The organism is Shinella zoogloeoides, assembly GCF_022682305.1.
Taxonomy (GTDB): domain Bacteria; phylum Pseudomonadota; class Alphaproteobacteria; order Rhizobiales; family Rhizobiaceae; genus Shinella; species Shinella zoogloeoides_B.
The window spans coordinates 1,554,688-1,574,991 of sequence record NZ_CP093528.1 but is presented as its reverse complement, the minus strand read 5'-3'; the positions used below and the strand labels follow the sequence as shown (position 1 = coordinate 1,574,991).

Annotated in this window: 18 protein-coding genes; 1 reads left to right on the top strand and 17 read right to left on the bottom strand. The window is 65.0% G+C overall.

Annotated features, from left to right (window positions below):
- Window positions 1-11: 11 nt before the first annotated feature.
- The 3 genes from MOE34_RS08145 to yajC form a co-directional block, all read right to left on the bottom strand.
- Entirely contained in the window at window positions 12-398 is a 387-nt protein-coding gene (locus MOE34_RS08145) for an Mth938-like domain-containing protein (protein WP_242222738.1), read from the bottom strand.
- Window positions 391-2,898 (bottom strand): protein translocase subunit SecD, encoded by a 2,508-nt coding sequence (gene secD / locus MOE34_RS08140; protein ID WP_242222736.1) that lies wholly within the window; start codon window positions 2,896-2,898, stop codon window positions 391-393. Before secD ends, MOE34_RS08145 begins: the two co-directional genes overlap by 8 nt.
- Before the next feature lie 91 nt (window positions 2,899-2,989).
- Entirely contained in the window at window positions 2,990-3,328 is a 339-nt protein-coding gene (gene yajC, locus MOE34_RS08135) for a preprotein translocase subunit YajC (RefSeq protein WP_242222734.1), read from the bottom strand.
- 167 nt (window positions 3,329-3,495) lie between these two features.
- Here yajC and MOE34_RS08130 point away from each other — a divergent pair, with 167 nt between their 5' ends.
- Window positions 3,496-4,380, top strand: coding sequence for an ATP-binding protein (locus MOE34_RS08130; protein WP_242222731.1), 885 nt, complete (start codon window positions 3,496-3,498; stop codon window positions 4,378-4,380).
- Between the two features lie 71 nt (window positions 4,381-4,451).
- On the opposite strand, the gene MOE34_RS08125 is transcribed toward MOE34_RS08130, so the two are convergent.
- From MOE34_RS08125 to argS, 14 genes are all read right to left on the bottom strand, one after another.
- Entirely contained in the window at window positions 4,452-6,035 is a 1,584-nt protein-coding gene (locus tag MOE34_RS08125) for a peptidoglycan DD-metalloendopeptidase family protein (RefSeq protein ID WP_242222729.1), read from the bottom strand.
- 128 nt (window positions 6,036-6,163) lie between these two features.
- Entirely contained in the window at window positions 6,164-6,793 is a 630-nt protein-coding gene (locus tag MOE34_RS08120) for a biotin biosynthesis protein BioC (protein ID WP_242222727.1), read from the bottom strand.
- Between the two features lie 151 nt (window positions 6,794-6,944).
- Window positions 6,945-7,601, bottom strand: coding sequence for a protein-L-isoaspartate(D-aspartate) O-methyltransferase (locus MOE34_RS08115; protein WP_242222725.1), 657 nt, complete (start codon window positions 7,599-7,601; stop codon window positions 6,945-6,947).
- Window positions 7,598-8,368, bottom strand: coding sequence for a 5'/3'-nucleotidase SurE (gene surE / locus MOE34_RS08110; protein ID WP_242222723.1), 771 nt, complete (start codon window positions 8,366-8,368; stop codon window positions 7,598-7,600). The genes MOE34_RS08115 and surE overlap by 4 nt, the downstream gene beginning before the upstream one ends.
- An 11-nt stretch (window positions 8,369-8,379) precedes the next feature.
- On the bottom strand, window positions 8,380-9,663 hold the full coding sequence (serS, locus tag MOE34_RS08105) for a serine--tRNA ligase (protein WP_242222720.1): 1,284 nt from the start codon (window positions 9,661-9,663) through the stop codon (window positions 8,380-8,382).
- 77 nt (window positions 9,664-9,740) lie between these two features.
- Window positions 9,741-10,571 (bottom strand): twin-arginine translocase subunit TatC, encoded by an 831-nt coding sequence (gene tatC / locus MOE34_RS08100; RefSeq protein ID WP_160784622.1) that lies wholly within the window; start codon window positions 10,569-10,571, stop codon window positions 9,741-9,743.
- The gene (gene tatB / locus MOE34_RS08095; protein WP_242222718.1) at window positions 10,568-11,170 is read right to left on the bottom strand and encodes a Sec-independent protein translocase protein TatB; all 603 of its coding nucleotides are present in this window, start codon (window positions 11,168-11,170) and stop codon (window positions 10,568-10,570) included. Before tatB ends, tatC begins: the two co-directional genes overlap by 4 nt.
- Window positions 11,171-11,219: 49 nt before the next feature.
- A complete protein-coding gene (locus tag MOE34_RS08090) occupies window positions 11,220-11,417 on the bottom strand; it encodes a twin-arginine translocase TatA/TatE family subunit (RefSeq protein WP_160784624.1) in 198 nt (65 codons plus the stop codon).
- A gap of 33 nt (window positions 11,418-11,450) precedes the next feature.
- Window positions 11,451-12,563, bottom strand: a complete 1,113-nt coding sequence (locus tag MOE34_RS08085) for an ABC transporter ATP-binding protein (protein WP_242222715.1) — start codon at window positions 12,561-12,563, stop codon at window positions 11,451-11,453.
- A 53-nt stretch (window positions 12,564-12,616) separates the two neighbouring features.
- Window positions 12,617-13,324 carry an SMC-Scp complex subunit ScpB gene (gene scpB, locus MOE34_RS08080; protein WP_431522433.1) on the bottom strand — a complete coding sequence of 236 codons (708 nt, stop codon included), beginning with the start codon at window positions 13,322-13,324 and terminating at the stop codon, window positions 12,617-12,619.
- A complete protein-coding gene (locus tag MOE34_RS08075) occupies window positions 13,320-14,135 on the bottom strand; it encodes a segregation and condensation protein A (RefSeq protein ID WP_242222714.1) in 816 nt (271 codons plus the stop codon). The genes scpB and MOE34_RS08075 overlap by 5 nt, the downstream gene beginning before the upstream one ends.
- Window positions 14,136-14,218: 83 nt before the next feature.
- On the bottom strand, window positions 14,219-15,238 hold the full coding sequence (gene nagZ / locus MOE34_RS08070; RefSeq protein ID WP_242222712.1) for a beta-N-acetylhexosaminidase: 1,020 nt from the start codon (window positions 15,236-15,238) through the stop codon (window positions 14,219-14,221).
- A gap of 81 nt (window positions 15,239-15,319) precedes the next feature.
- Entirely contained in the window at window positions 15,320-18,463 is a 3,144-nt protein-coding gene (locus tag MOE34_RS08065; protein ID WP_242222710.1) for an SPOR domain-containing protein, read from the bottom strand.
- A gap of 63 nt (window positions 18,464-18,526) precedes the next feature.
- Window positions 18,527-20,287, bottom strand: coding sequence for an arginine--tRNA ligase (gene argS / locus MOE34_RS08060; RefSeq protein ID WP_242222709.1), 1,761 nt, complete (start codon window positions 20,285-20,287; stop codon window positions 18,527-18,529).
- Window positions 20,288-20,304: the final 17 nt, after the last annotated feature.

The following is a 20,304-nucleotide window of genomic DNA, read 5'->3' as shown; positions in this document are numbered from 1 at the left end:
CCGCCTTCCGCTCACACCGCGATGAGCGCGGCGGCGACCGCGCGGCCCTCGGCCAGCATGACGTTGAACGTGCGCACGGCCGCGCCCGTGCTCATCGGGTCGGAACTGATCTTCCGTTCGCGCAGCGCCGCCTTGATTTCCGGCGACAGCGGACGAATCTCCATGCCGGTGCCGACAAGCAGAACCTCGATATCGCCCGCCTCGTCCAGCACGCGTGTAAGGTCGGCGAGCGTCAGCGGCGTCTCTTCGGTCTTGTCCCAACCGTGGATGCCCGAGGGCAGGCAGAGGATGGAGCCGCGATGCGACATGTCGGCGAAGCGGAAGCCGCCATTGCCATATGCGTCGATCGGCGCACGCCCGGGGAAATGCGCCTCCCGGATTTCGATGCCCTTAGCCATTGGCTCCCGTCGCTTCCGTCACAGGTCCCTTGCCGCTCTTGCCGGGACGGTAGTGTTCCGGCCGAAGGCGGAACAGGATGAGGACCGGTCCGGCAATATAGATGGAGGAAAGAGTGCCGATCGCCACCCCGAAGAGCAGCGTCAGCGCGAAGGTGCGGATCGCCTCGCCGCCGAAGATCGCGAGCGCGGCCAGCGCGATCAGCGTCGTCGCAGAGGTCAGGACGGTACGCGAAAGCGTGCGGTTGATCGCGTCGTCGATGAGGATCGGCAGCGGCATATGCTTGAAATGCCGGAGGTTTTCACGGATGCGATGATAGACGACCATCGTGTCGTTCAGCGAATAGCCGGCGACCGTCAGCAGCGCCGCGACGGCGCTGACATTGAACTCGATATTGGCTATGGCAAGGAAACCGAGCGTGAAGAACACGTCATGCGCCAGCGCGATGATCGCGCCGATGGCGAAGTGCCACTCGAAGCGGATCCAGATATAGGCGACGAGCGCGAGAAGACCGGCGACGAAGCCGATCGTCGCCGTGTCGATCAGCTCGCCCGAGATGGCGGGGCCGACCACCTCGACGCGGCGGAAATCATAGGCGTCCTCAAGCTCGCCGCGTGCAACGAGCACGGAGGTCTGCTCGGCATTCTCGCCCTCGCCCATCGAGGACAGGCGCACCAGCGCGCGGCGGTCGTTGCCATGGGTGTCTATGCTCTGCACGTCGATACCGGCGTCCGCGAGGCGCGCGGAAATGTCGAAGAGGTCCGCGTTGCCGGACTTGGCCTGGATCTCCACCGCTGCCCCGCCGGTGAAATCGATGCCGAGGCGTAGCTCGCCGAGCACCAGCAGGCCCGCGATAACCAGCGACAGCGCCGCCGTCGCCAGGAACACCACGTTGCGCACAGCCATGAAACGCAGATTGAGCCGGTCGAAGACGCCGGTACGCACGCCCTTCGGCAGGTGGGTCGCGTGGCTGCGGCCGAGCCATGCCCGCACGAGGCCCCGCGTCAGCGTGAAGGTCGTGAAGAGCGTCGCGAGCAGGCCGATGGCGACGGTGAGCGCGAAAGCGCGGACGGGCGCGGCGGACAGCAGGAGGAGAACCGTGACGGCGATGAGCATGGTGACGGACGCATCCACCACCGTCCTGCGCGCCCGGCCGAAGCCGATGGCGACGGCATCGGCCAGCGAACGGCCGTTCCTGACCTCCTCACGGATGCGCTCGAAGATCAGCACGCTGGCATCGACCGTGACACCGACGGTGAGCACCACGCCGGCGATCATGGAGAGCGAGATCGGCGCGCCGACGAGCGCCAGAACGGCGAAGGTCACCAGCACGTTGAAGAATAGCGAGAGCGAGGCGATGACGCCAAGCACGCCGTAGAAAATGGTCATGAAGGCGACGACCGCCGCGACGGCGGCGGCAAGCGCGAGCAGGACCGTTCCGACCGACGTGGTGCCGAGCGCCGGCTCGATGGAGCGCTCCTCGATGATGGTGAGCGGCGCGGGCAAGGGGCCGCTCGCGACAATGCGCGCGATGTTCGCCGCGCCCTCGGCGTCGAAGTCGCCGGAAAGGCGGCCGACGCCATCGACGATGGCGCCCTGAATCTGCGAGGTCGAGATGACCTGATCGTCGAGCAGGACAGCGATAGTCCGTCCGCTGTTTTCCCGCGTGAAGGCCGCCAGCCGCTCGGCGGCCTCCGCCTTGAGGACGAATTCAACGAAGGCTTCGCCGTTCGCCGCCGGCTGGGCCGAGGCCACGTCGACGGCCGTGAAGAGATCGTCACGCTTCACAAGATAGCCGACCGGCGGTTCGCCGGTGGAATAGAGCACCTCGGAGCCTTCCGGCGGGCCATCCTCGATCGCGGTGTTGACCGGCATACTGTCGTCGACCAGCCGGGCAGAAAGCCGGCCGACCTGCGCCAGCATGTCCTTGACGCGTTGCGGATCGGTCAGCCCCGGCATGGAGACCACGATACGGTCACGCTCGCCGCGCGACACCAGAAGAGACGGGATATCGAGGCTTTCGACGCGGCGACGCACGGCATCCACCGCGCCCAGGGAGGCAGCGCCGACCGCCTCGTCGATAGCCTCGGAAGGCAGGACGATGCGAAACTGACCGTTCTCCGGTTCGCTGAGGGCGCCGAGATCAAGGCCCGTGAGCGTCTGGCGCGCCGCATCGATGCGCTCAGGCACCGTCACCGTCACATCGATGGCGCCTTCCGAGCCGTTGAGATCGCTATAGGGAACGCCTGCAGCGCGAAGCGCATTGCCGATGGTGCCGACGCCGGCGCGCAGCCGCTCTTCGGTCATGTCAGCGCGTGAGACTTCGAGGACGAGACGGGAGCCGCCGGTCAGGTCGAGGCCAGGAACGAGGCGATGCTCGCCCATCCATTCCGGAAGCCCGGCGGCCATGCGCGCCGGCAACAGGCTCGGTAGGATGACGACAAGACTCGCCACGAGGACGAGCCAGAAAGAAACGGTCTTCCAGCGGGCGGATTGCTGCATCGCGATCTCGTCTAGGGTCCGGCATCGGCGCCGGCTGAAAACCAGTCGGGCCGCCGGCCGAGAGTATCCCCGGCCTGGCGGCAGGCCAAGCTTATTCCTTGACGGGTTCGCCCTTGACGCGGACTTCGCTGACGCCGCTGCGCACGACACGCAGCTTGACGCCTTCGGCGACTTCGACTTCAAGCTCGCTATCGTCGACGACCTTGGTGACCTTGCCGACGATACCGCCGCCGGTCACGACCTGATCACCGCGGCGGATGTTCTTCAGAAGCTCCTCGCGACGCTTCATGGCAGCGCGCTGCGGGCGGATGATGAGGAAATACATCACCACGAAGATCAGCAGGAACGGCAGGATCGACATGAGAATGTCCGCGCCGCCTGCTGCCCCGCCGGGTGCCGCCGTCTGGGCGAAGGCCTCGGTAATGAACATCAGTTACTCCTTGAAATCTGGGATTCTTGCCGCCTGAGCGGCCATTTCGGTTGCCGGAATATAGGCAAGCGGCCATTGATTGCAACACACGAGACCGCGAAGCTCTCGTTTTTCAAGCGCTTTACCTCTTTTCGCGACCTGCCGGCGCATGCTACCCGGCTAGCAGCATGAGGAGAAAGACCTTGCAGGAAGATCACGTCAAGCATCTGCTGGCCGAAATCGGCCGCATCACCGCCGCGCTGGAACGCCTCGCCGGCCCCGCCCCTGCCGTCAACGACTGGAACGCCGCCGACGTCTTCGTCTGGGCGCCGGCACGCCTTCAGGTGCAGCCCGTCAAGCGGCCGAACCGCATCGACATCGACCTTATCCGCGGCGTGGACCATGTGCGCGACATCCTCGTCGACAATACGGTGCGTTTCGCGCGCGGCCTGCCGGCCAACAACGTGCTGCTGTGGGGCGCGCGCGGGATGGGCAAATCCTCGCTGGTCAAGTCCGTGCACGCGCTCGCGGCTAGGGAGACCGGAAGCGGCCTCAAGCTGATCGAGGTGCATCGCGAGGATATCGCCACCCTGCCGGCGCTTCTCGACGTGCTGAAGGATGCGCCCTTCCCGGCCATCATCTTCTGCGACGACCTGTCCTTCGATCATGACGACACGTCCTACAAGTCGCTCAAGGCGGCGCTGGACGGCGGCGTCGAGGGCCGGCCGGACAATGTGCTGCTGTACGCCACCTCGAACCGCCGGCACCTCCTGCCGCGCAACATGATAGAGAATGAGCAGTCGACCGCCATCAATCCGTCGGAAGCCGTGGAGGAGAAGGTCTCGCTCTCCGACCGCTTCGGTCTCTGGCTCGGCTTCTACAAGTGCAGCCAGGCGGAATATCTTGAAATGATCGACGGCTATGCCGGCCATTTCGACCTCGACCTGCCGCAGGAACAGCTCCACGCGGAGGCGCTCGAATGGGCCACCACGCGCGGCTCGCGCTCAGGCCGAGTCGCCTGGCAATATGTGCAGGACCTGGCGGGCCGCCTCGGCAAATCGCTCAACAAGTGACCGGATCGGCTCCAAACGCAAAGGGCGGCCCCATGGAGCCGCCCTTTGCGTTTCAAAGATAGTCGCCCGGCCTATTCGAGGAAGGTCATCGGGTTGACCGGCGTCGCGTTCTTGCGCACCTCGAAATGCACCTTCGGGCGGGTGGCATTGCCGCTCATGCCGGACGTGGCGACCGTCTGGCCGCGCTGGATCTTCTGGCCGCGCTGGACGTTGAGGTCGCCGGCATGGCCGTAGACCGTGACCGTGCCGTCGTCGTGGCGCACGAGGACCGCGTTACCGAGTTCCTTCAGGCTGCTGCCGGCATAGATGACCACGCCGTTCTCGGCGGCCTTGATCGGCGTGCCCTCGGGAACCGAGATATCGATGCCGTCGTTACGGTTGCCCTCGACATTGGCGCCGTAGCCGGCGATGACCGCGCCGCGCACCGGCCAGCGGTACTTGCCGATACCGGTCGATTCGGGGGCCTCGTCGGTCACGTCGGATTTTTCCGTCGCTTCCGTCACCGAAACGGTCTTCACAGGCGCCTTGTAGGCTTCCGGCTTCTTCTCGGCCGTTTCGATCTTCTTTTCCTTGGAGACCGGGATGGATGCGGTCTGCGTCTTGTCGGTCCCCGTCTCGACGGCTGCGCCGCCGGCCGGAATGACGAGCTTCTGGCCGATGCGGATCGATGCGGTGTCGATGCCGTTCGCCTTCTTCAGCGCCGCGACGGAAACGCCGTTGCTGCGCGCGATCTTAGCGAGCGAATCGCCGGGCTTGACCTCGTAGCCGCCCTTGCCGCTGCCTTCGCCGGCATCCGCGACGTTGGAATTCGTCTGGCCGCTCTCCGACTTCACCTTGTCGCGGGTCGTCGTGCCCGGCAGGATGGCGACGTTCTGCTCGCCGTTACGCTCGGGCGTCGGCAGCTTGTTGTCGACCTTGAGGGTATGATCGGTCGAAGCCTTGGCGGCGCTCGCCGTCGTGCTGAAGGTGGGGATGACGATCCGCTGGCCCGGCTCGGCATCCGAGGAGCGCTTGAGACCGTTGGCGGCGAGAATTTCCTTTTCCGGCACGCCGTAGCGGTTGGCGAGCGTCTTCACGCTTTCGCCCTGGCGCAGCATGACGACCGGGCCATTGTTGGCCGACCAGCCCGCCTTGCTCTTGACGGTCGCCGTCTTGAGCGTATCCACGTCCTCCGCAACGGCCTTGGCCTTGCGCTGCGGCAAATCCTGAGCCAGGGCGGCCTGACGCTCGGCCGAACGGCGGGCGTCCGCGGTCGGATCGGCAAGCTCGCCGCGCTGAACGCTCATCGGCGTCGTCGCGAAGCGCGTGCCGGAACCGGCCGTCGTGGCCGTATTGATCGGGTCGTAGGAAACGTTGCCCTGATCCGGGAACGGCTGATTGAGCGCCTCGTTGCGGGTGCCCATCTGGTTGCCGGCGGCATATTGCTGCCCGCCATTGCCGACATCGCCGCGCGGAACAGGATTGCCGCCGCCACCGCCGAACAGCGTGCGGCGCGGAACCGAACTCGTGGTCATATTGTCCTGACCGGAGCTGGAGAAAAGGCCGCCGAAGCGGCTGACGTCCGAGCTGCACCCGGTCGCTACGCTTGCCAGCAGGGCAGCCGCCATAAGACGGGTCGCGGTCCTACCAAAACTCGGCGATACACTCTTACGCATGAAACTACCCAATCGGTACGCTACTTGATGTAGGCCGATTAAAGCGCGTTAGAGTTACTGCCCGGTTAAAGCCGGACTATCCGCATCTGTTTTTTGATGAATTGATAACCATGCCCGGAATGGGCAGGTCAGAAGCCCGTCGCGTACATGCTGTCGGCGCGCGAGATCCGGCCGCCGAAGCGGGCGGCGTTCTCGAAATCGCCGGCACTCGGCTGGAAGATTGCGGCGATCGGCGTTGCCCGGCGTGCAGACCTGCCGTCATCAGGCTCAGAGACATTCTCCAGCGCGGCATCCGGTGCCGTCATGTCGAGGGCGCTTTCGTTATAGGCAATGGCGCGAAGCGCTGCCACGGCCGGTTCGCGCGTGCCGGCATAGCGCGAACTACGCTGATCCTGCGCCGGCATGCTGTCGAAATATTCGATATAGGCACGCAGATAGGCCTTGCGATCTCCCTCGTCGAGGAAGCGGCCGTAGGCGGCGTGTTCACGCTTTTCCAGTTCCGTCGTGTCGAGATTGTTCCGCTCTGCCTCGGTAAGGGCGGGCTGACCGTAAGCCGTCTCTTCCCGCGTGGCGCTCAGCACCAGAAGCGCGTCCACGGACAGACTGACCAGCGCGGAGGGGTCGTAGCTGCCGCCGGCCAGATGAGCCGTCGATCCCGCCTCGGCGTTCTCCTCGGCAACGCTTCCGGCAGCCCGTGTCGCGAGATACGCGAGGCTGTCGCTTGTCGAGCCGCTGGCAATCCTGTTCGAAACGTACATTTCCCTCTCCATCGCGGCCGAACCAACTGGAAAACCGGCGTTCCAGCGGCGTGCAGGCGCACGCCGCTGGAACGCCGGCTTTCCGGCGAAAACGGTAAAAGACTCAGCAGGCGGGCGCCTGCCGAGCCGGAGGAAAACGACTGGAAATCTGCTAGAGGGCCTGTGCCATCTGGGGCACGATGGGCAGATAGGGGACCGCGAAAAGGTCCTCACGGTCGAAGCGGCTGCCGGTCTTGACGAGCTTGAGCATGCGACACTCGGTTTCGCTGGTCATGACGGGCGCGATCAGCATGCCGCCGGAAACGAGCTGTTCGGCGAAGAAGCGCGGCAGGGCCGGAAAGGCGGCGGTCACCAGAATGCGGTCGAAGGTCCCCTCGCCCGGCATGCCGTTGCTGCCGTCGGCCTGCCGCACGATGACGTTGCGGATACCGGCCTTCTCCATGGACTGCTGCGCATTGGCGACGAGCGTGCGGTAGCGGTCGATGGTCAGGACGCGCTCGGTGAGCCGGCCCATGACGGCGGCGGTGAAACCGCTGCCGGTGCCGACCTCCAGCACGCGCTGGCCGGCCTTGAGATTGAGCAGGTTGAGCAGCCGGACGGCAAGGTCGATGCCTTCGACGAACGAACCGCAATCGAGCGGCAGGAGGCGGCTTGAATAAGCTTCGCCGGCAAACTGCGGCGGCACGAAGAGCGTGCGCGGCGTCTGCTCGACGGCCGTGAGGAGGTCGAGATTGTTGATGCCCTCACCGCGCAGACGCAGAGCCAGCGCGGCAAAACCTTCCTTCTCAATCACCCGCCCCGTGTTCAATCGTCACCCCTTGCGCTGAGTGCCCGCTGCACCCGGTCGAGCACCGTGTAGTCCGTGAGGTCGAGTTTCAGCGGCGTCACGGAAATCTTGTGGTTCTTCACCGCATGGATATCCGTGCCCACGCGGAAGTCGCCCTTCCGCTCGCCGAAGCGCAGCCAGTAATAGGGCAAGCCGCGGCCGTCGGCGCGTTCCTCGATCGTCAGGCCGAAATCGAGCTTGCCCTGGCTCGTCACCTCGATGCCCTGGAGATCGGACGGCGCGCAGTTCGGGAAGTTGAGGTTGAAGAAGGTCCAGTCGGGCAATTCGACGTCCATGAGCTGGCGGATCAGTTTCGGCGCGAAAGCTTCGGCGACCTCCCACGGCACGACGCGGCCGCCGGCATGGTTGTAGGCCTGGCTCAGCGCCATGGACTTGATGCCCTGCAGCGTGCCCTCGATGGCGCCGGCGATGGTGCCCGAATAGGTCACGTCGTCCGCCATGTTCGCACCGACATTGACGCCGGACAGGACAAGGTCGGGCTTCTCGTCGAGCACTTCGCGCACGCCCATGATGACGCAATCCGTCGGCGTGCCGCGCAACGCGAAACGCTTGTCGTCGATCTTGCGCAGGCGCAGCGGCTCGGAGAGCGTCAGCGAATGGGCAAGGCCACTCTGGTCCGTCTCCGGCGCGACGATCCATACGTCGTCGGTCAGTTCGCGGGCGATCCGCTCGAGGACCGCAAGGCCCTCGGCGTGGATACCGTCGTCATTGGTCAGAAGGATACGCATCCCGTCCCCGCTCAAGCAGCCTTGTCGATCTTCTTCAGCCCGCTCATATAGGGCAGCAGCGCATCAGGCACAGTGATCGAGCCATCCTCGTTGAGGTAGTTTTCCATGACGGCGATGAGCGCGCGGCCGACGGCCGTGCCCGAGCCGTTCAGCGTGTGCACGAACTTCGTCGCCTTGTCGTCCTTGCCGCGATAGCGCGCATTCATGCGACGGCCCTGGAAATCGCCGCAGACCGAGCAGGACGAGATTTCGCGGAACGTATCCTGGCCGGGCAGCCAGACTTCGAGATCGTAGGTCTTGCGCGCGCCAAACCCCATGTCGCCGGTGCAAAGCGTCATGACGCGGTAATGCAGGCCGAGGCGCTTCAGGATTTCCTCGGCGCAGGCCGTCATGCGCTCGTGCTCGTCTACGGCGCTTTCCGCATCGGTGATCGAGACCAGCTCGCACTTCATGAACTGGTGCTGGCGCAGCATGCCGCGCGTGTCGCGGCCCGACGAGCCGGCCTCCGAGCGGAAGCACGGCGTCAGCGCGGTGAAGCGCAACGGCAGCTTCTCCTGCTCCAGGATTTCCTCGCGCACGAGATTGGTGAGCGAGACTTCTGCGGTCGGAATCAGCCAACGGCCGTCCGTGGTGCGGAACAGGTCCTCGGAGAACTTCGGAAGCTGGCCGGTGCCGAACATGGCGTCGTCGCGCACGAGAAGCGGCGCATGGACTTCCGTATAGCCGTGATCCTGCGTGTGCACGTCGATCATGAACTGGCCAAGCGCGCGTTCGAGACGGGCAAGCTGGCCCTTCAGCACGGTGAAGCGCGAGCCGGCGATCTTGGCGGCGGCCTCGAAATCCATGTAGCCGAGCGCTTCGCCGATCTCATAGTGTTCCAGCGCCTTGTGGCTCCAGCCGGGCTTGCTGCCCCATTTCAGCTTCTCGACATTACCGGTCTCGTCCGAGCCGACCGGCACGTCATCAAGTGGAATGTTCGGGATGCGCGACAGGGCGTCATTCAGCTCGGCCGTGACCTGGCGCTCTTCTTCCTCGGCGGCCGGAAGCTGGTCCTTGATGGCCGAGACTTCGGCCTTCAGCTTTTCGGCAAGCTCGGCGTTCTTGGCAGCCATCGCCGCGCCGATCTCCTTGGAGGCGGCGTTGCGACGCGACTGCATGTCCTGCGCCTTCTGGATGACGGCGCGGCGCTTCTCGTCGAGATCGATCAGCGCCTCGGCGAGAGGGCTTGCGCCGCGCTTTGCGAGGGCGGCGTCAAGGGCGGCGGCATTGTCGCGGATCCATTTGATATCAAGCATTGTCGTTCCAGGCGCTTCCGTGGATTGAAGCCCATCCACGCCCGGCAGCGACTAGCGGCAACGCCGCCGACGAAGCCTCAATCGGCTTTGTCCGGCGTTGCAACGACCTCGTTTTCCGCATCCTGCGCTTCCGAGGCGCGCGCCCGCTGCCGTTCGATGAGTCGGGCCGTGTAGATGGAAATCTCGTAGAGAAGGATGGCCGGCAGCGCAAGGCCGATCTGGGAAACCGGATCGGGCGGCGTCAGCACGGCCGCAACGACGAAGGCGATGACGATGGCGTATTTGCGCTTGTCCGCCAGAGCCTTCGAGTCGATGAAGCCCGACCGCACCAGCAGCGACGAGATGACCGGAAGCTGAAAGACGAGGCCGAAGGCGAAGATCAGCGACATGATCAGGCTGAGATATTCGGAAACCTTCGGCAGAAGCTGGATGGAGACCTGCCCCTCGCCGCCGCCCTGTTCCATGGCGAGGAAGAACCACATGACCATGGGCGTGAAGAAGAAGTACACCAGCGCCGCGCCGATGAGGAAGAGGATGGGCGATGCGATCAGGAACGGCAGGAAGGCGGCGCGCTCGTTCTTGTAAAGACCGGGAGCGACGAACTTGTAGATCTGCTGGGCGATCACCGGAAAGGCGATGACCAGCGCGCCGAACATGGCGACCTTGATCTGCGTGAAGAAGAATTCCTGCGGCGCCGTATAGATCAGCTCGACATTGCGATGGGAAAGCCCCGCCCATTCCACCGCCCACTTGAAAGGCAGGACGAGCAGGTTGAAGAGCTGCTTGGCGAAATAGAAGCAGACAAGGAAGGCGACGAAGAACGCACCAACGGCCCAGAGCAGGCGCTGGCGAAGCTCGATCAGGTGCTCGATGAGCGGCTGGGGCTTGTCGTCAAGATCGCCGCTCATGCCTCGTCCTTCTTGGTCTTTACGGTCTTCGGCTTTGCGGAGGCCGCCTTCTTGGCCGGAGCTTTTTTGGAGGTAGCCTTCGCCTCAGCCTCGGGCTTGGCAGCCGCCTTGCGCGGCTTTGCCGTCTTCACGCCCTCGCCTTCGGCCTTCTTCGTCGAAGACTTGGCGACCGGCCCGGCCTTCAGCGGCGCTGCGGCGACGGGTTCGGCGGAAGCCGGCTTACCCGCTTCCGATGACACGGCGGCGGGAATGTCGGAGGCGCCCTCAGCCGGATTTCCGGCTGGGGTGGACGTGAAGCTCGTCGCCTTCTGGAGATCGGACTTGATCTCGTCGCCCATCTGGCGCAGCGGATTGACCGCATCGCGGATGGTGTTCAGCGGATTGAGCTTCTGCGCCTCGCCGATCGTCTTCCTGACGTCGTCGAGGTCGGCTTCGCGCAGCGCCTCGTCGAACTGCTGGCGGAAATCGCTCGCCATGCCGCGCATCTTGGAGACCATGCGGCCGAACGTACGCAACATCTGCGGCAGGTCCTTCGGACCCACCACGATGATCAGGACGATGGCGATGACGAGTATTTCGGTCCAGCCGACATCAAGCATAGGGTATTGTCCTCAAGGGCCGGGAACCGGGGTTCCCGGCCGGATGCGATCACTTGGCCTCGTCGGCCTTGTGCTCGACCGTCTTGGACGTATCGGCCGCAGAGGCTTCCTCGTCGGCCATGCCCTTCTTGAAACTCTTGATGCCCTTGGCGACGTCACCCATCAGTTCCGGAATCTTGCCGCGGCCGAACAGCAGCAGCACAACCACCAGAACGATCAGCCAATGCCAGATGCTGAAAGAACCCATTCCCTTAACTCCCGTTGAAACCTGAACCCCGATTTAAGACGTTCGGCCATCTTTTTCAAATACCAGTATGTCGCGGTGGTTAGCCGAAAGCGTGACGTCGCGCAATCCGGGTGCCAATTGATCAGCCCGCACTCGCGCGCGGATCGGCCTGTCCGCCCCGGGAACCGCCAGTTCCAGCAGCTCGACCACCCCGAGAAAGCGCCGCGACAATATGCGCGCCGGCGTCTCGCCGTCCTTCTCGTGCACGGTGAGGCCCGAAAGGCGTACGGCGACGCGCACCGTCTGTCCGTCCGCGAAACGCTTGCCGTCCACATTGCCGAGCGGCGTTTCCACGACGCCGCCGCGCACATGGCCGGAGAATTCGTTGATCTCGGAGAAGAAGGCGGCGGCAAAGATGCTCTGCGGGTTGAGATAGAGTTCCTCGGCCGTGCCGACCTGCACGAGCCGGCCGTCCTTCAGGAGGGCGATCCTGTCGCCCATGCGCATCGCCTCCTCCGCATCGTGGGTGACGACGATGGCGCTGGCGCGCGACTGGCGCAGAATCGCCAGCGTATCGGCGCGGATCGAGTCCTTGAGGCGCGAATCGAGCCCAGAGAACGGTTCGTCCATCAGGAGCACCGAGGGGCGCGGCGCAAGCGCGCGGGCAAGCGCCACTCGCTGCTGCTCGCCGCCCGACAGGACATGTGGATATTTCTGCGCATAATGCGCAAGGCCGACGCGCTCCAGCGCCACCTGCGCCTCCGCCTCCGCCTCGGCGCGCGGCAGGGCCGTCAGGCCGAAACGCACGTTGTCGAGCACCGACATATGTGGAAACAGCGCAAAATCCTGGAACATCAGCCCGACGCCGCGCCGCTCCGGCGGCAGGAAGACGGCGGGACCGGCGATCTCGCGATCGTTGAGCAGCACACGGCCCGAGGTCTGCGCCTCGATGCCGGCCGCAATCCGCAGCAGGGTCGTCTTGCCCGAACCGGACGGGCCGAGCAGGCACAGCACCTCCCCCGGCTCCGCGGTCAGCGATATGCCGCGGATCGTTTCCTTGCTGTGGTAGCTGTGATGGATATCCTCGAAGGCGAGGCGCGCCGCGAAGGTGACCGCCGATGCCCGTCTCGTCTCGATACCATTCCCGCCTGACGGGTCCGAAGCCATTGTCGAAGTCTTTCCCTGCCGCCGGCCGGAGAGCCGAGGCCTATAAGCTTCGCCTATTCGTCTTCTTTTCCGCCCGGTGTCAAGAGACCGAGTTCCTCGAGGTCGAGCTGGGTGATCGGATCCTCGTCCTCGGCAAGCTCGTCCTCGCCCAGCGGCAGCGGCACCTGGAAATTCGACGGGATGCGGCCGGAAAGCAGGCCCGCACCCTTCAATTCCTCAAGACCCGGCAGGTCGCGCAGTTCCTCCAGGCCGAAATGGTCGAGGAAATCGCGCGTCGTGCCGAACGTGACGGGGCGGCCCGGCGAACGGCGGCGACCGCGAAAACGCACCCAGCCGGCCTCCATCAGCACGTCGAGCGTGCCCTTGGAGGTCTGCACGCCGCGAATGTCCTCGATCTCGGCACGCGTCACCGGCTGGTGGTAGGCGATGATCGACAGCACTTCGAGCGCGGCGCGCGACAATTTACGCACCTCGGTCTCGTCGGTGCGGATGACGAAGGAGAGGTCCGGCGCGGTGCGGAAGGCCCAGGCATCGCCGGCCTGCACGAGCTGCACGCCCCGGCCGGCATAAAGCCCCTTCAATTCGCGCAGCACATGCTGCACGTCGACGCCGCGCGGCAATCGCTCGGCGATATAGGTCTCGGAGACCGGCCCGGCGGAGGCGAAGACCAGCGCCTCGGCAATCCGCGCCGCCTCATGCAGCCGGCGCGGATCGACGACGATGCCGCTCTCCGTCTCTCCGGAAACGTCTTCGTCCTCAATCACGCTGCCCGCCCCCGTCTTCCCCGTCCTCGCCCGCCTTCGGGCCACGGCGAAGATAGATCGGCTGGAATACACCGTCCTGCCGAAGCTCCAGCCGCCCCTCCCGCACGAGTTCGAGCGTTGCGGCGAAGGCGCTGGCGATCGCCGTCGTGCGCTCGGCGGGATCGCTCAGATAACGCAGCATGAAATGGTCGAGCGCCGTCCAGTCGTCTTCGAAATCGCCGATCAGCAGCTGCAGGATCTCGCGGGCGTCGGAAAGCGACCAGACGCTGCGCTTCTCGATGGTGACCTGCGTGACCGCATGGCGCTGGCGCAGCGACGCGTAGGCATTGAGGAGATCGTAGAGCGAGGCCTCGAAGGCCGAGCGGCGCTCGGTAAGGATATGCTCCGGCATGCCGCGAGCGAAGACGTCGCGGCCGAGACGGTTGCGGTTGACCAGCTTGGTAGCGGCGTCGCGCATCGCCTCCAGCCGCTTGAGGCGGAAGGCAAGGCTCGCCGCCATCTCCTCACCGGAAGGACCGTCGTCCTTGGCCTGTTTGGGGATCAGCAGGCGCGACTTCAGGTAGGCGAGCCAGGCCGCCATGACGAGATAATCGGCGGCAAGCTCGATGCGGATCTTCCGCGCCTTGTCGATGAAGACGAGATACTGCTCGGCAAGCGCCAGCACAGAGATGCGGGTCAGGTCCACCTTCTGCGTGCGGGCAAGGTGCAGGAGCAGGTCGAGCGGGCCTTCGAAGCCGGCAAGGTCAACGACGAGACTTTCCTCGGAAAGGCCCCGCCCCCCGGCATCGTCCTGCCACAGGTCTTCCATCGGCGCATCCGCGCCGCGACCCTTCCTCGATGGCTTCGACCCCGTTACCTGCACATCGCCCCTCTTCGACGCGGTCGCAGCCGTCAGGCCACCGCGATCATGGCGTTGAATTCGTCGCGCAGCGCCTGCTCGTCCGCCCCATCCGGCGCCGGGAAGGCCGCGCGCACCGCATTCGCCCGCCGCAGGCTTTCGCCCGAAAGTGGCGGAGCGTTCTCGGTCACCTGTATCATTTCCTCCATGATGCCATGGCAATGCAACACCATGTCGAGGCCGGCGGCGACGATTCCCCGGGTTCTTTCGGCAATATCGCCGCGAAGCGCGTTCATCGAGACGTCGTCGGACATCAGCAGGCCGTCGAAGCCCATAAAGCCGCGGATGATCTCCTCCACCACCTTCGCAGAGGTCGTCGCCGGATTGTCGGCGTCGATGGCGGTGAAGACGATGTGCGCGGACATCGCCATCAGTTCGTCCTTCATGCGGCGGAAGGGCACGAAATCGCAGGCTTCAAGCTCCTCTCGGCTCGCATGAACCACCGGCAGGTCGTGATGCGAATCGACCATGGTGCGGCCATGGCCCGGCATGTGCTTCATGATCGGCAGCAGGCCGCCCGCCTTCAGGCCCTCGGCCGCGGCCTTGCCCATGATCGAAACGATCTCCGGCTCCTGCCCGTAGGCACGGTTGCCGATGACATCGTGCACGCCCGGAACGGCGACGTCGAGCACCGGCAGGCAGTCCACGTTGATGCCGAGGCGCAGGAGATCGAAGGCGTGCAGGCGCGACATCAGCCAGGCGGCACGCAATCCCTTTTCCGCATCCGCGCGATAGATCGCGCCAAGCGCGGCGGCATTCGGATATTGCTGGACATAAGGCGGCTTGATGCGCTGGACGCGGCCGCCCTCCTGGTCGATCAGGACGGGGATATCGGCGCCGCCTCCAATGCAGTCGCGCATTTCCGCCGTCAGGTCCGCGACCTGCGCCGGCTCGCCGATATTGCGGCCGAAGAGGATGAAGCCCCAGGGCCGCTCGCTGCGGAAGAAGGCCTTTTCGTCGGCGGTGAGGCTCAGGCCCTTGCAGCCCGAAATGAAGGATTTCGATTCGCTCATGTCCGCAATCTTAGATGTTGGATTGGAAAAGACGAGGGGCGCGGACATGGTCCGCGCCCCTTGGAAAAGTCCATGCAAGCCTCAGCGGGTGACGAGGCAGCTACCGCCCGCGCTCTTGTAACGGGCGCAGAGGGCGTTGGCCTCCTCGCGCGAGCCGGCGGGGATACGGATGCGGAAGAACGTGCCCTTATTGGGGATTTCCGCCTTCTTGATATCCACGCCACGGCCGCCGATGACGCCCGAGAACTTAGAAGAGAGCGACTTGTAGGTCTTCTGCGCCTCGGCCTCGGAAGGCAGCGAGGCGATCTGGATGACGTAGCTGCCCGGGGCGACGGCGGCGACTTCGGTCTGTTCGGCCGTCTTCTGGGTCTCGGCAGCCGCAGCGGTCTGCTTGGCCGCGACATTGCCGTTCTCGGTGACGGTCTCGACCACGTTGACGGGCTGGTCGGCCGGGCGGGTACCCGGAACCGGCGCCTTGCCGCCCTTGGCCGCCGTGCCATCGGCGCCGATGGTCGTCGTCTTCACCGTACGCACCGGCGCGGCGTCGTCGACCTGTGTATCGGCGACTTCGGCAAGCGCCGAGCGCGGCTTGCCCCCTGCCGTCTGTTCCGCGCGCAGCGACGCATCAGAGTCGATCACGGCATTGGCCGTCGCGCCGCCGGACGCGCTGCCGGTGGTCGCAGTCGCCTTCGCGTCGAGATCCGCAGTTTCCTCGGCCGGCGCGGCGACCGTATCCTCACGGGCGACGAGCGTGCCGTCCGGCTTGACGATCATGGTCTTGACCTTGCGCGGCGAGACGACAGGCTTTCCGGCCGTCTCGGCCGAGGCCGTTTCCGGCTCGTCGACGCCGGGCAGCAGGCGGCTCTGGTCGTCGGCGGCATCCGCCATGTCGGTGCCGTCCTCCGGTCCGTCGAACGGCAGGGTTTCGGGCGTCAGCGTGCGCTGCACGACATCGACCGGCTCTTCCGTGGAGGTGACGAGCTGTTCCTGCTGCGGCGCATTGGCGGTGTCGCCGGCAACGCGGTCATAAACGGCCTTGTCCTGGTTCGGCACGGTCTTGCCGCCCTTTTCAGCCGGCACGACCTTGATCGGATCCTTGTCGGCAAGGATGACGCGCGGCTCACCCGAGCCGGCCGAACCGCCCGTGAAGGCGGACCAGGCATAGGCGCCAGCGCCGCCAACCAGCAGAAGCCCGGCGATCGATGCTGCGATCATCAGGCCCCGGCGCGGACGCGCGGCCTCGTCATCATAGCCGTCACCCGCATAGAGGACGTTCGCCTGACCGGGATCGACCGGGATCGCCATGCGCTCGGGCTGGCTCAGCGAGCGGCGGAAGTCTTCCTCCAGCGCGCGCTCGAAATCATCGACATCGTTGATCTGCGTAACCGGCTGAGCGACGGCGGCGGACGCTCCGGCGACAGCAGCGCGTGCCGGCATGTCCTCGACGCGCGGCTTTGCCGCCGGCTCGCTGAAGAGCTGCGCCATTTCCGCATCGATATCGAGATCGTAGTCGGGCTGGTAGACCGGCGGCTTTTCCTTCTCGATGACGGGAAGCTGCGGTACGTCGAGTTCCGTGACCGGCGAGACGCCCACGTCGGTCTCGGCGATCATCGTCGGGTCGAAGGGCAGCGCGCCGTCATTGGTCTCGACGGCGACCGGCTGGGGCTTCGTATAGGTGGAAACCGGAACGGCGACGGCCGGCTCGCGGCGCACGGGCGTTTCGAAAGCGACCGGCTGCGGCACGACGGCGACCTTCTCCTCGACCGGCTTGACCGCCGGCGTCGCAGCGCCTTCATCCAGCGTGAAATCCGACAGATCGAGGTCGATATCGGAAAGGTCGAACTCCATGTTCTCGAAATCGAGTTCGGGTTCGGCGACCGGTGTTGCTGCCGCAACCGGCTCTCGGCGCGCTTCGACGACAGGCGTCTGCACGGCCTGCACCGGCGCGATCACGGGTTCGACGAAGGGCATCGCGACTTGCTCGACGGCCGGTTCGCGGTGGACCCGGGGCGTCGCGCGGCCGAAGATGGCCGAAATATTGGCCGGCGTGTTCCCGCGCACCGCCGCTGTGGCGGCCGCCGCAACCGTTGCGACCGCGAGCGGAGAGCGGGTCTCCGGCATGGGGAAGCTCTCGATTTCTGCAAGCAGGTCGTCGTGATCGTAGCTTTCGCCCTTTTCGATGGACTCGACCTGATAGACCGGCTCCGCCTCAAAGACGGGTTCGCTCGCCTGAACCTGCCAGGCGGCCTCGGCTTCGGCCGCGGAGCGGGCGCGCTCTTCCCGCGTCTCGTGCGGAAGGTCCGCTACGAATTGCGGCTCCTCTCCCGCATAAGCAGCAGGCTCGGCATGAAAAGGTTCCGCCTGTCCGATGCTGGCCGCGGCAGGAGTCCAGCTATCGAAACCCGGCTCGATGTGCGTCTCGACGGCCGCAACGGCAATCGGCAGCGGCTCGACGAAGGATGCGTCGGCCGGCAGATCGTCGGCAAAGCCGTCGCCGATGGAAAGTTCAAGCTCACGTTCCAGATCGAGGCCGATCTCGTCCGCAAAGCCTTCGTCCGCCGAAAGCGGCTGGAGACCGAGGAACGTCGGCTGCGGTTCGGCGGCATGGACGGGCTCGGCAAAATGCGGCTCGACGGCTGCGTCCTGGCGCACCGGCTCCTCGAAACGCGGCTCGAACCGGTCGGCGAAGACTTGGCCGGCATGGATGGCCGGCTCGACCTCGACCGAAGGAACATCGTGGATGGACGTTTCCAGCTCGTCGGCGAGAAGCAGCGCCGGATCGGCAACCGTTTCCGGCGCGGGATCAAAGGACGGTGCATCGGCGAAAGCCGGCTCGCGATGATACGGGCGGTCGGCGGAGAAATCCCGCGTCGGCGCCTCATCGATGACGAATGCCTGCTCCTGTACGACCGGCACCGGCGCCGGCGCTTCGAAGACCGGCTCGACATGAAGCGGCGCGGCCCTTTCGGCAACGACAGGCTCGACGGCGACGTAGCTCGAAGGCGCATCGTACTGTTCGAAGGCGCGGAGAAGTTCGTCCTCAAGGGCGAGGACGGGGTTCTCATGCCGGGGCGCAGGCTGCGCGCCCTCGGCAAAGGACCGGTCGACGCCCTGGACCGGGCGAGGCTCGAAGTTGACGAGACGGGCAAGCTCGCTCAACGGATCGTCGTCTGCCAAGAGATCCGTGTCAGCGGTTCCGCTTCGCGCGAAGTTCTTGTCTGCCATATTGCTTCCCACTCACAAGCTACAAAAACGCATTTGCCAGCTTATTGTGGGTAAATGGTGACGTTATCGCATTTCGTCCGGTGCTGCGGTGCCTGTAATGGACAGGCCCGACTTAAGAACAGACGCGACAGCGTGCACCAGCCCAAGTCTGGCGATACTCAATTCTCTATTTTTATCGTTAACAAACCGTAATTCCGGCTGCTCTTTACCCTTGTTCCAGTGTCCATGGAACGCGCTGGCAAGATCATAGAGATAAAACGCGATGCGATGAGGCTCCTGAGCCAGTGCAGCGCCTTCGACGACACGCGGATATTCTGCGAGCTTCGCCAGAAGCTGCAACTCGCTCGGATCCGAGATGTTTCCGGCGATCGCACCGGCAAGATCGAGCGAGGCGATATCAAGACCCGGGAAGGCTTCCGCGGCTTGACGGAACACCGACATGCAGCGCGCATGGGCATATTGCACGTAGAAGACCGGATTGTCCTTGGACTGCTCGGTTACCTTGGCGAAGTCGAAGTCGAGCGGCTCGCTGTTCTTGCGGTAGAGCATCATGAAGCGCACCGAATCGCGGCCGACTTCCTCGACTACGTCGCGCAGCGTGACGAAATCGCCGGAACGCTTCGACATCTTCACCGGCTCGCCGTTGCGGTAGAGCTTGACGAGCTGGCACAGCAGCACGGTCAGCTTCGCCTTCCCCTCGGAGACGGCGCGGGCGACGGCCTCCAGGCGCTTGACGTAACCGCCATGGTCCGCGCCGAGCACATAGATCATCTCGTCGAAGCCACGGTCGAACTTGTCCTTGAAGTAGGCGACGTCGGCGGCGAAGTACGTATAGGAACCGTCCGACTTGATCAGCGGGCGGTCGATATCGTCGCCCACCTCCGTCGAGCGGAAGAGCGTCTGCTCGCGGTCTTCCCAGTCTTCCGGAAGCTGCCCCTTCGGCGGCGGCAGCACGCCCTTGTAGACATGGCCCTTGAAGGTGAGGTCGTTGATGGCGGTGCGGATCGGCGCGCCGTTGCCGGCGTGCAGCGAGCGCTCAGAGAAGAAGATATCGTGGTGGACGTTGAGGGCGGCGAGATCCTCGCGGATCATCGCCATCATCATCGCGATGGTCTTTTCCTTGACGATCGGCATCCACTGCTGCTCGGGCATGGCGCGCAGCGACGTGCCATGCTCAGCCGCCAGCGCCTCGCCCACCGGGACCAGATAGTCGCCCGGATAGAGGCCCGACGGGATTTCGCCGATGGTCTCGCCCAGCGCCTCGCGGTAACGCAGGAAGGCGGAGCGGGCCAGCACGTCGATCTGCGAGCCGGCGTCGTTGATGTAGTATTCCTTCGTCACGTCATAGCCGGCGAAGGCGAGCAGGTTGGCAAGCGCATCGCCCACCACCGCGCCGCGGCAATGGCCGACATGCATCGGACCTGTCGGATTGGCCGAGACATATTCGACATTGACCTTGCGGCCTGCGCCGAGCGAGCCGCGCCCGTAGTCCGCGCCGGCCTTGACGACGGCGGCAAGCAGCTTCTGCCAGTAGGCGACCGAAAGACGGACATTGATGAAGCCCGGCCCGGCAACGCTCACGTCGGCGACTTCCGGGTCGTTCTTCAGTTCGGCGACGATGAGATCGGCGAGCGCGCGCGGGTTGAGGCCGAGGGGCTTTGCAAGAACCATCGCCGCATTGGTCGCGACGTCGCCATGGCTCTGGTCGCGCGGCGGTTCGACGCTGATGCGGCCGAAGTCGAGTTCGGATCGCTTTTCACGCACGATCTCGAGACTTTCGAGTACGGTTTTGATTCTGCTGTCGAAATCTGTAAAAAGGTTCATCTCATCCATCCGCGCGC

What these genes read in the sequence shown, in the direction of transcription:
- MOE34_RS08145 (WP_242222738.1), bottom strand. Translation starts at nt 398, where the DNA reads ATGGCTAAGGGCATCGAAATCCGGGAGGCGCATTTCCCCGGGCGTGCG.
- secD (WP_242222736.1), bottom strand. Translation starts at nt 2,898, where the DNA reads ATGCAGCAATCCGCCCGCTGGAAGACCGTTTCTTTCTGGCTCGTCCTC.
- yajC (WP_242222734.1), bottom strand. Translation starts at nt 3,328, where the DNA reads ATGTTCATTACCGAGGCCTTCGCCCAGACGGCGGCACCCGGCGGGGCA.
- MOE34_RS08130 (WP_242222731.1), top strand. Translation starts at nt 3,496, where the DNA reads ATGAGGAGAAAGACCTTGCAGGAAGATCACGTCAAGCATCTGCTGGCC.
- MOE34_RS08125 (WP_242222729.1), bottom strand. Translation starts at nt 6,035, where the DNA reads ATGCGTAAGAGTGTATCGCCGAGTTTTGGTAGGACCGCGACCCGTCTT.
- MOE34_RS08120 (WP_242222727.1), bottom strand. Translation starts at nt 6,793, where the DNA reads ATGTACGTTTCGAACAGGATTGCCAGCGGCTCGACAAGCGACAGCCTC.
- surE (WP_242222723.1), bottom strand. Translation starts at nt 8,368, where the DNA reads ATGCGTATCCTTCTGACCAATGACGACGGTATCCACGCCGAGGGCCTT.
- serS (WP_242222720.1), bottom strand. Translation starts at nt 9,663, where the DNA reads ATGCTTGATATCAAATGGATCCGCGACAATGCCGCCGCCCTTGACGCC.
- tatC (WP_160784622.1), bottom strand. Translation starts at nt 10,571, where the DNA reads ATGAGCGGCGATCTTGACGACAAGCCCCAGCCGCTCATCGAGCACCTG.
- tatB (WP_242222718.1), bottom strand. Translation starts at nt 11,170, where the DNA reads ATGCTTGATGTCGGCTGGACCGAAATACTCGTCATCGCCATCGTCCTG.
- MOE34_RS08090 (WP_160784624.1), bottom strand. Translation starts at nt 11,417, where the DNA reads ATGGGTTCTTTCAGCATCTGGCATTGGCTGATCGTTCTGGTGGTTGTG.
- MOE34_RS08085 (WP_242222715.1), bottom strand. Translation starts at nt 12,563, where the DNA reads ATGGCTTCGGACCCGTCAGGCGGGAATGGTATCGAGACGAGACGGGCA.
- MOE34_RS08075 (WP_242222714.1), bottom strand. Translation starts at nt 14,135, where the DNA reads ATGGAAGACCTGTGGCAGGACGATGCCGGGGGGCGGGGCCTTTCCGAG.
- nagZ (WP_242222712.1), bottom strand. Translation starts at nt 15,238, where the DNA reads ATGAGCGAATCGAAATCCTTCATTTCGGGCTGCAAGGGCCTGAGCCTC.
- MOE34_RS08065 (WP_242222710.1), bottom strand. Translation starts at nt 18,463, where the DNA reads ATGGCAGACAAGAACTTCGCGCGAAGCGGAACCGCTGACACGGATCTC.
- argS (WP_242222709.1), bottom strand. Translation starts at nt 20,287, where the DNA reads ATGAACCTTTTTACAGATTTCGACAGCAGAATCAAAACCGTACTCGAA.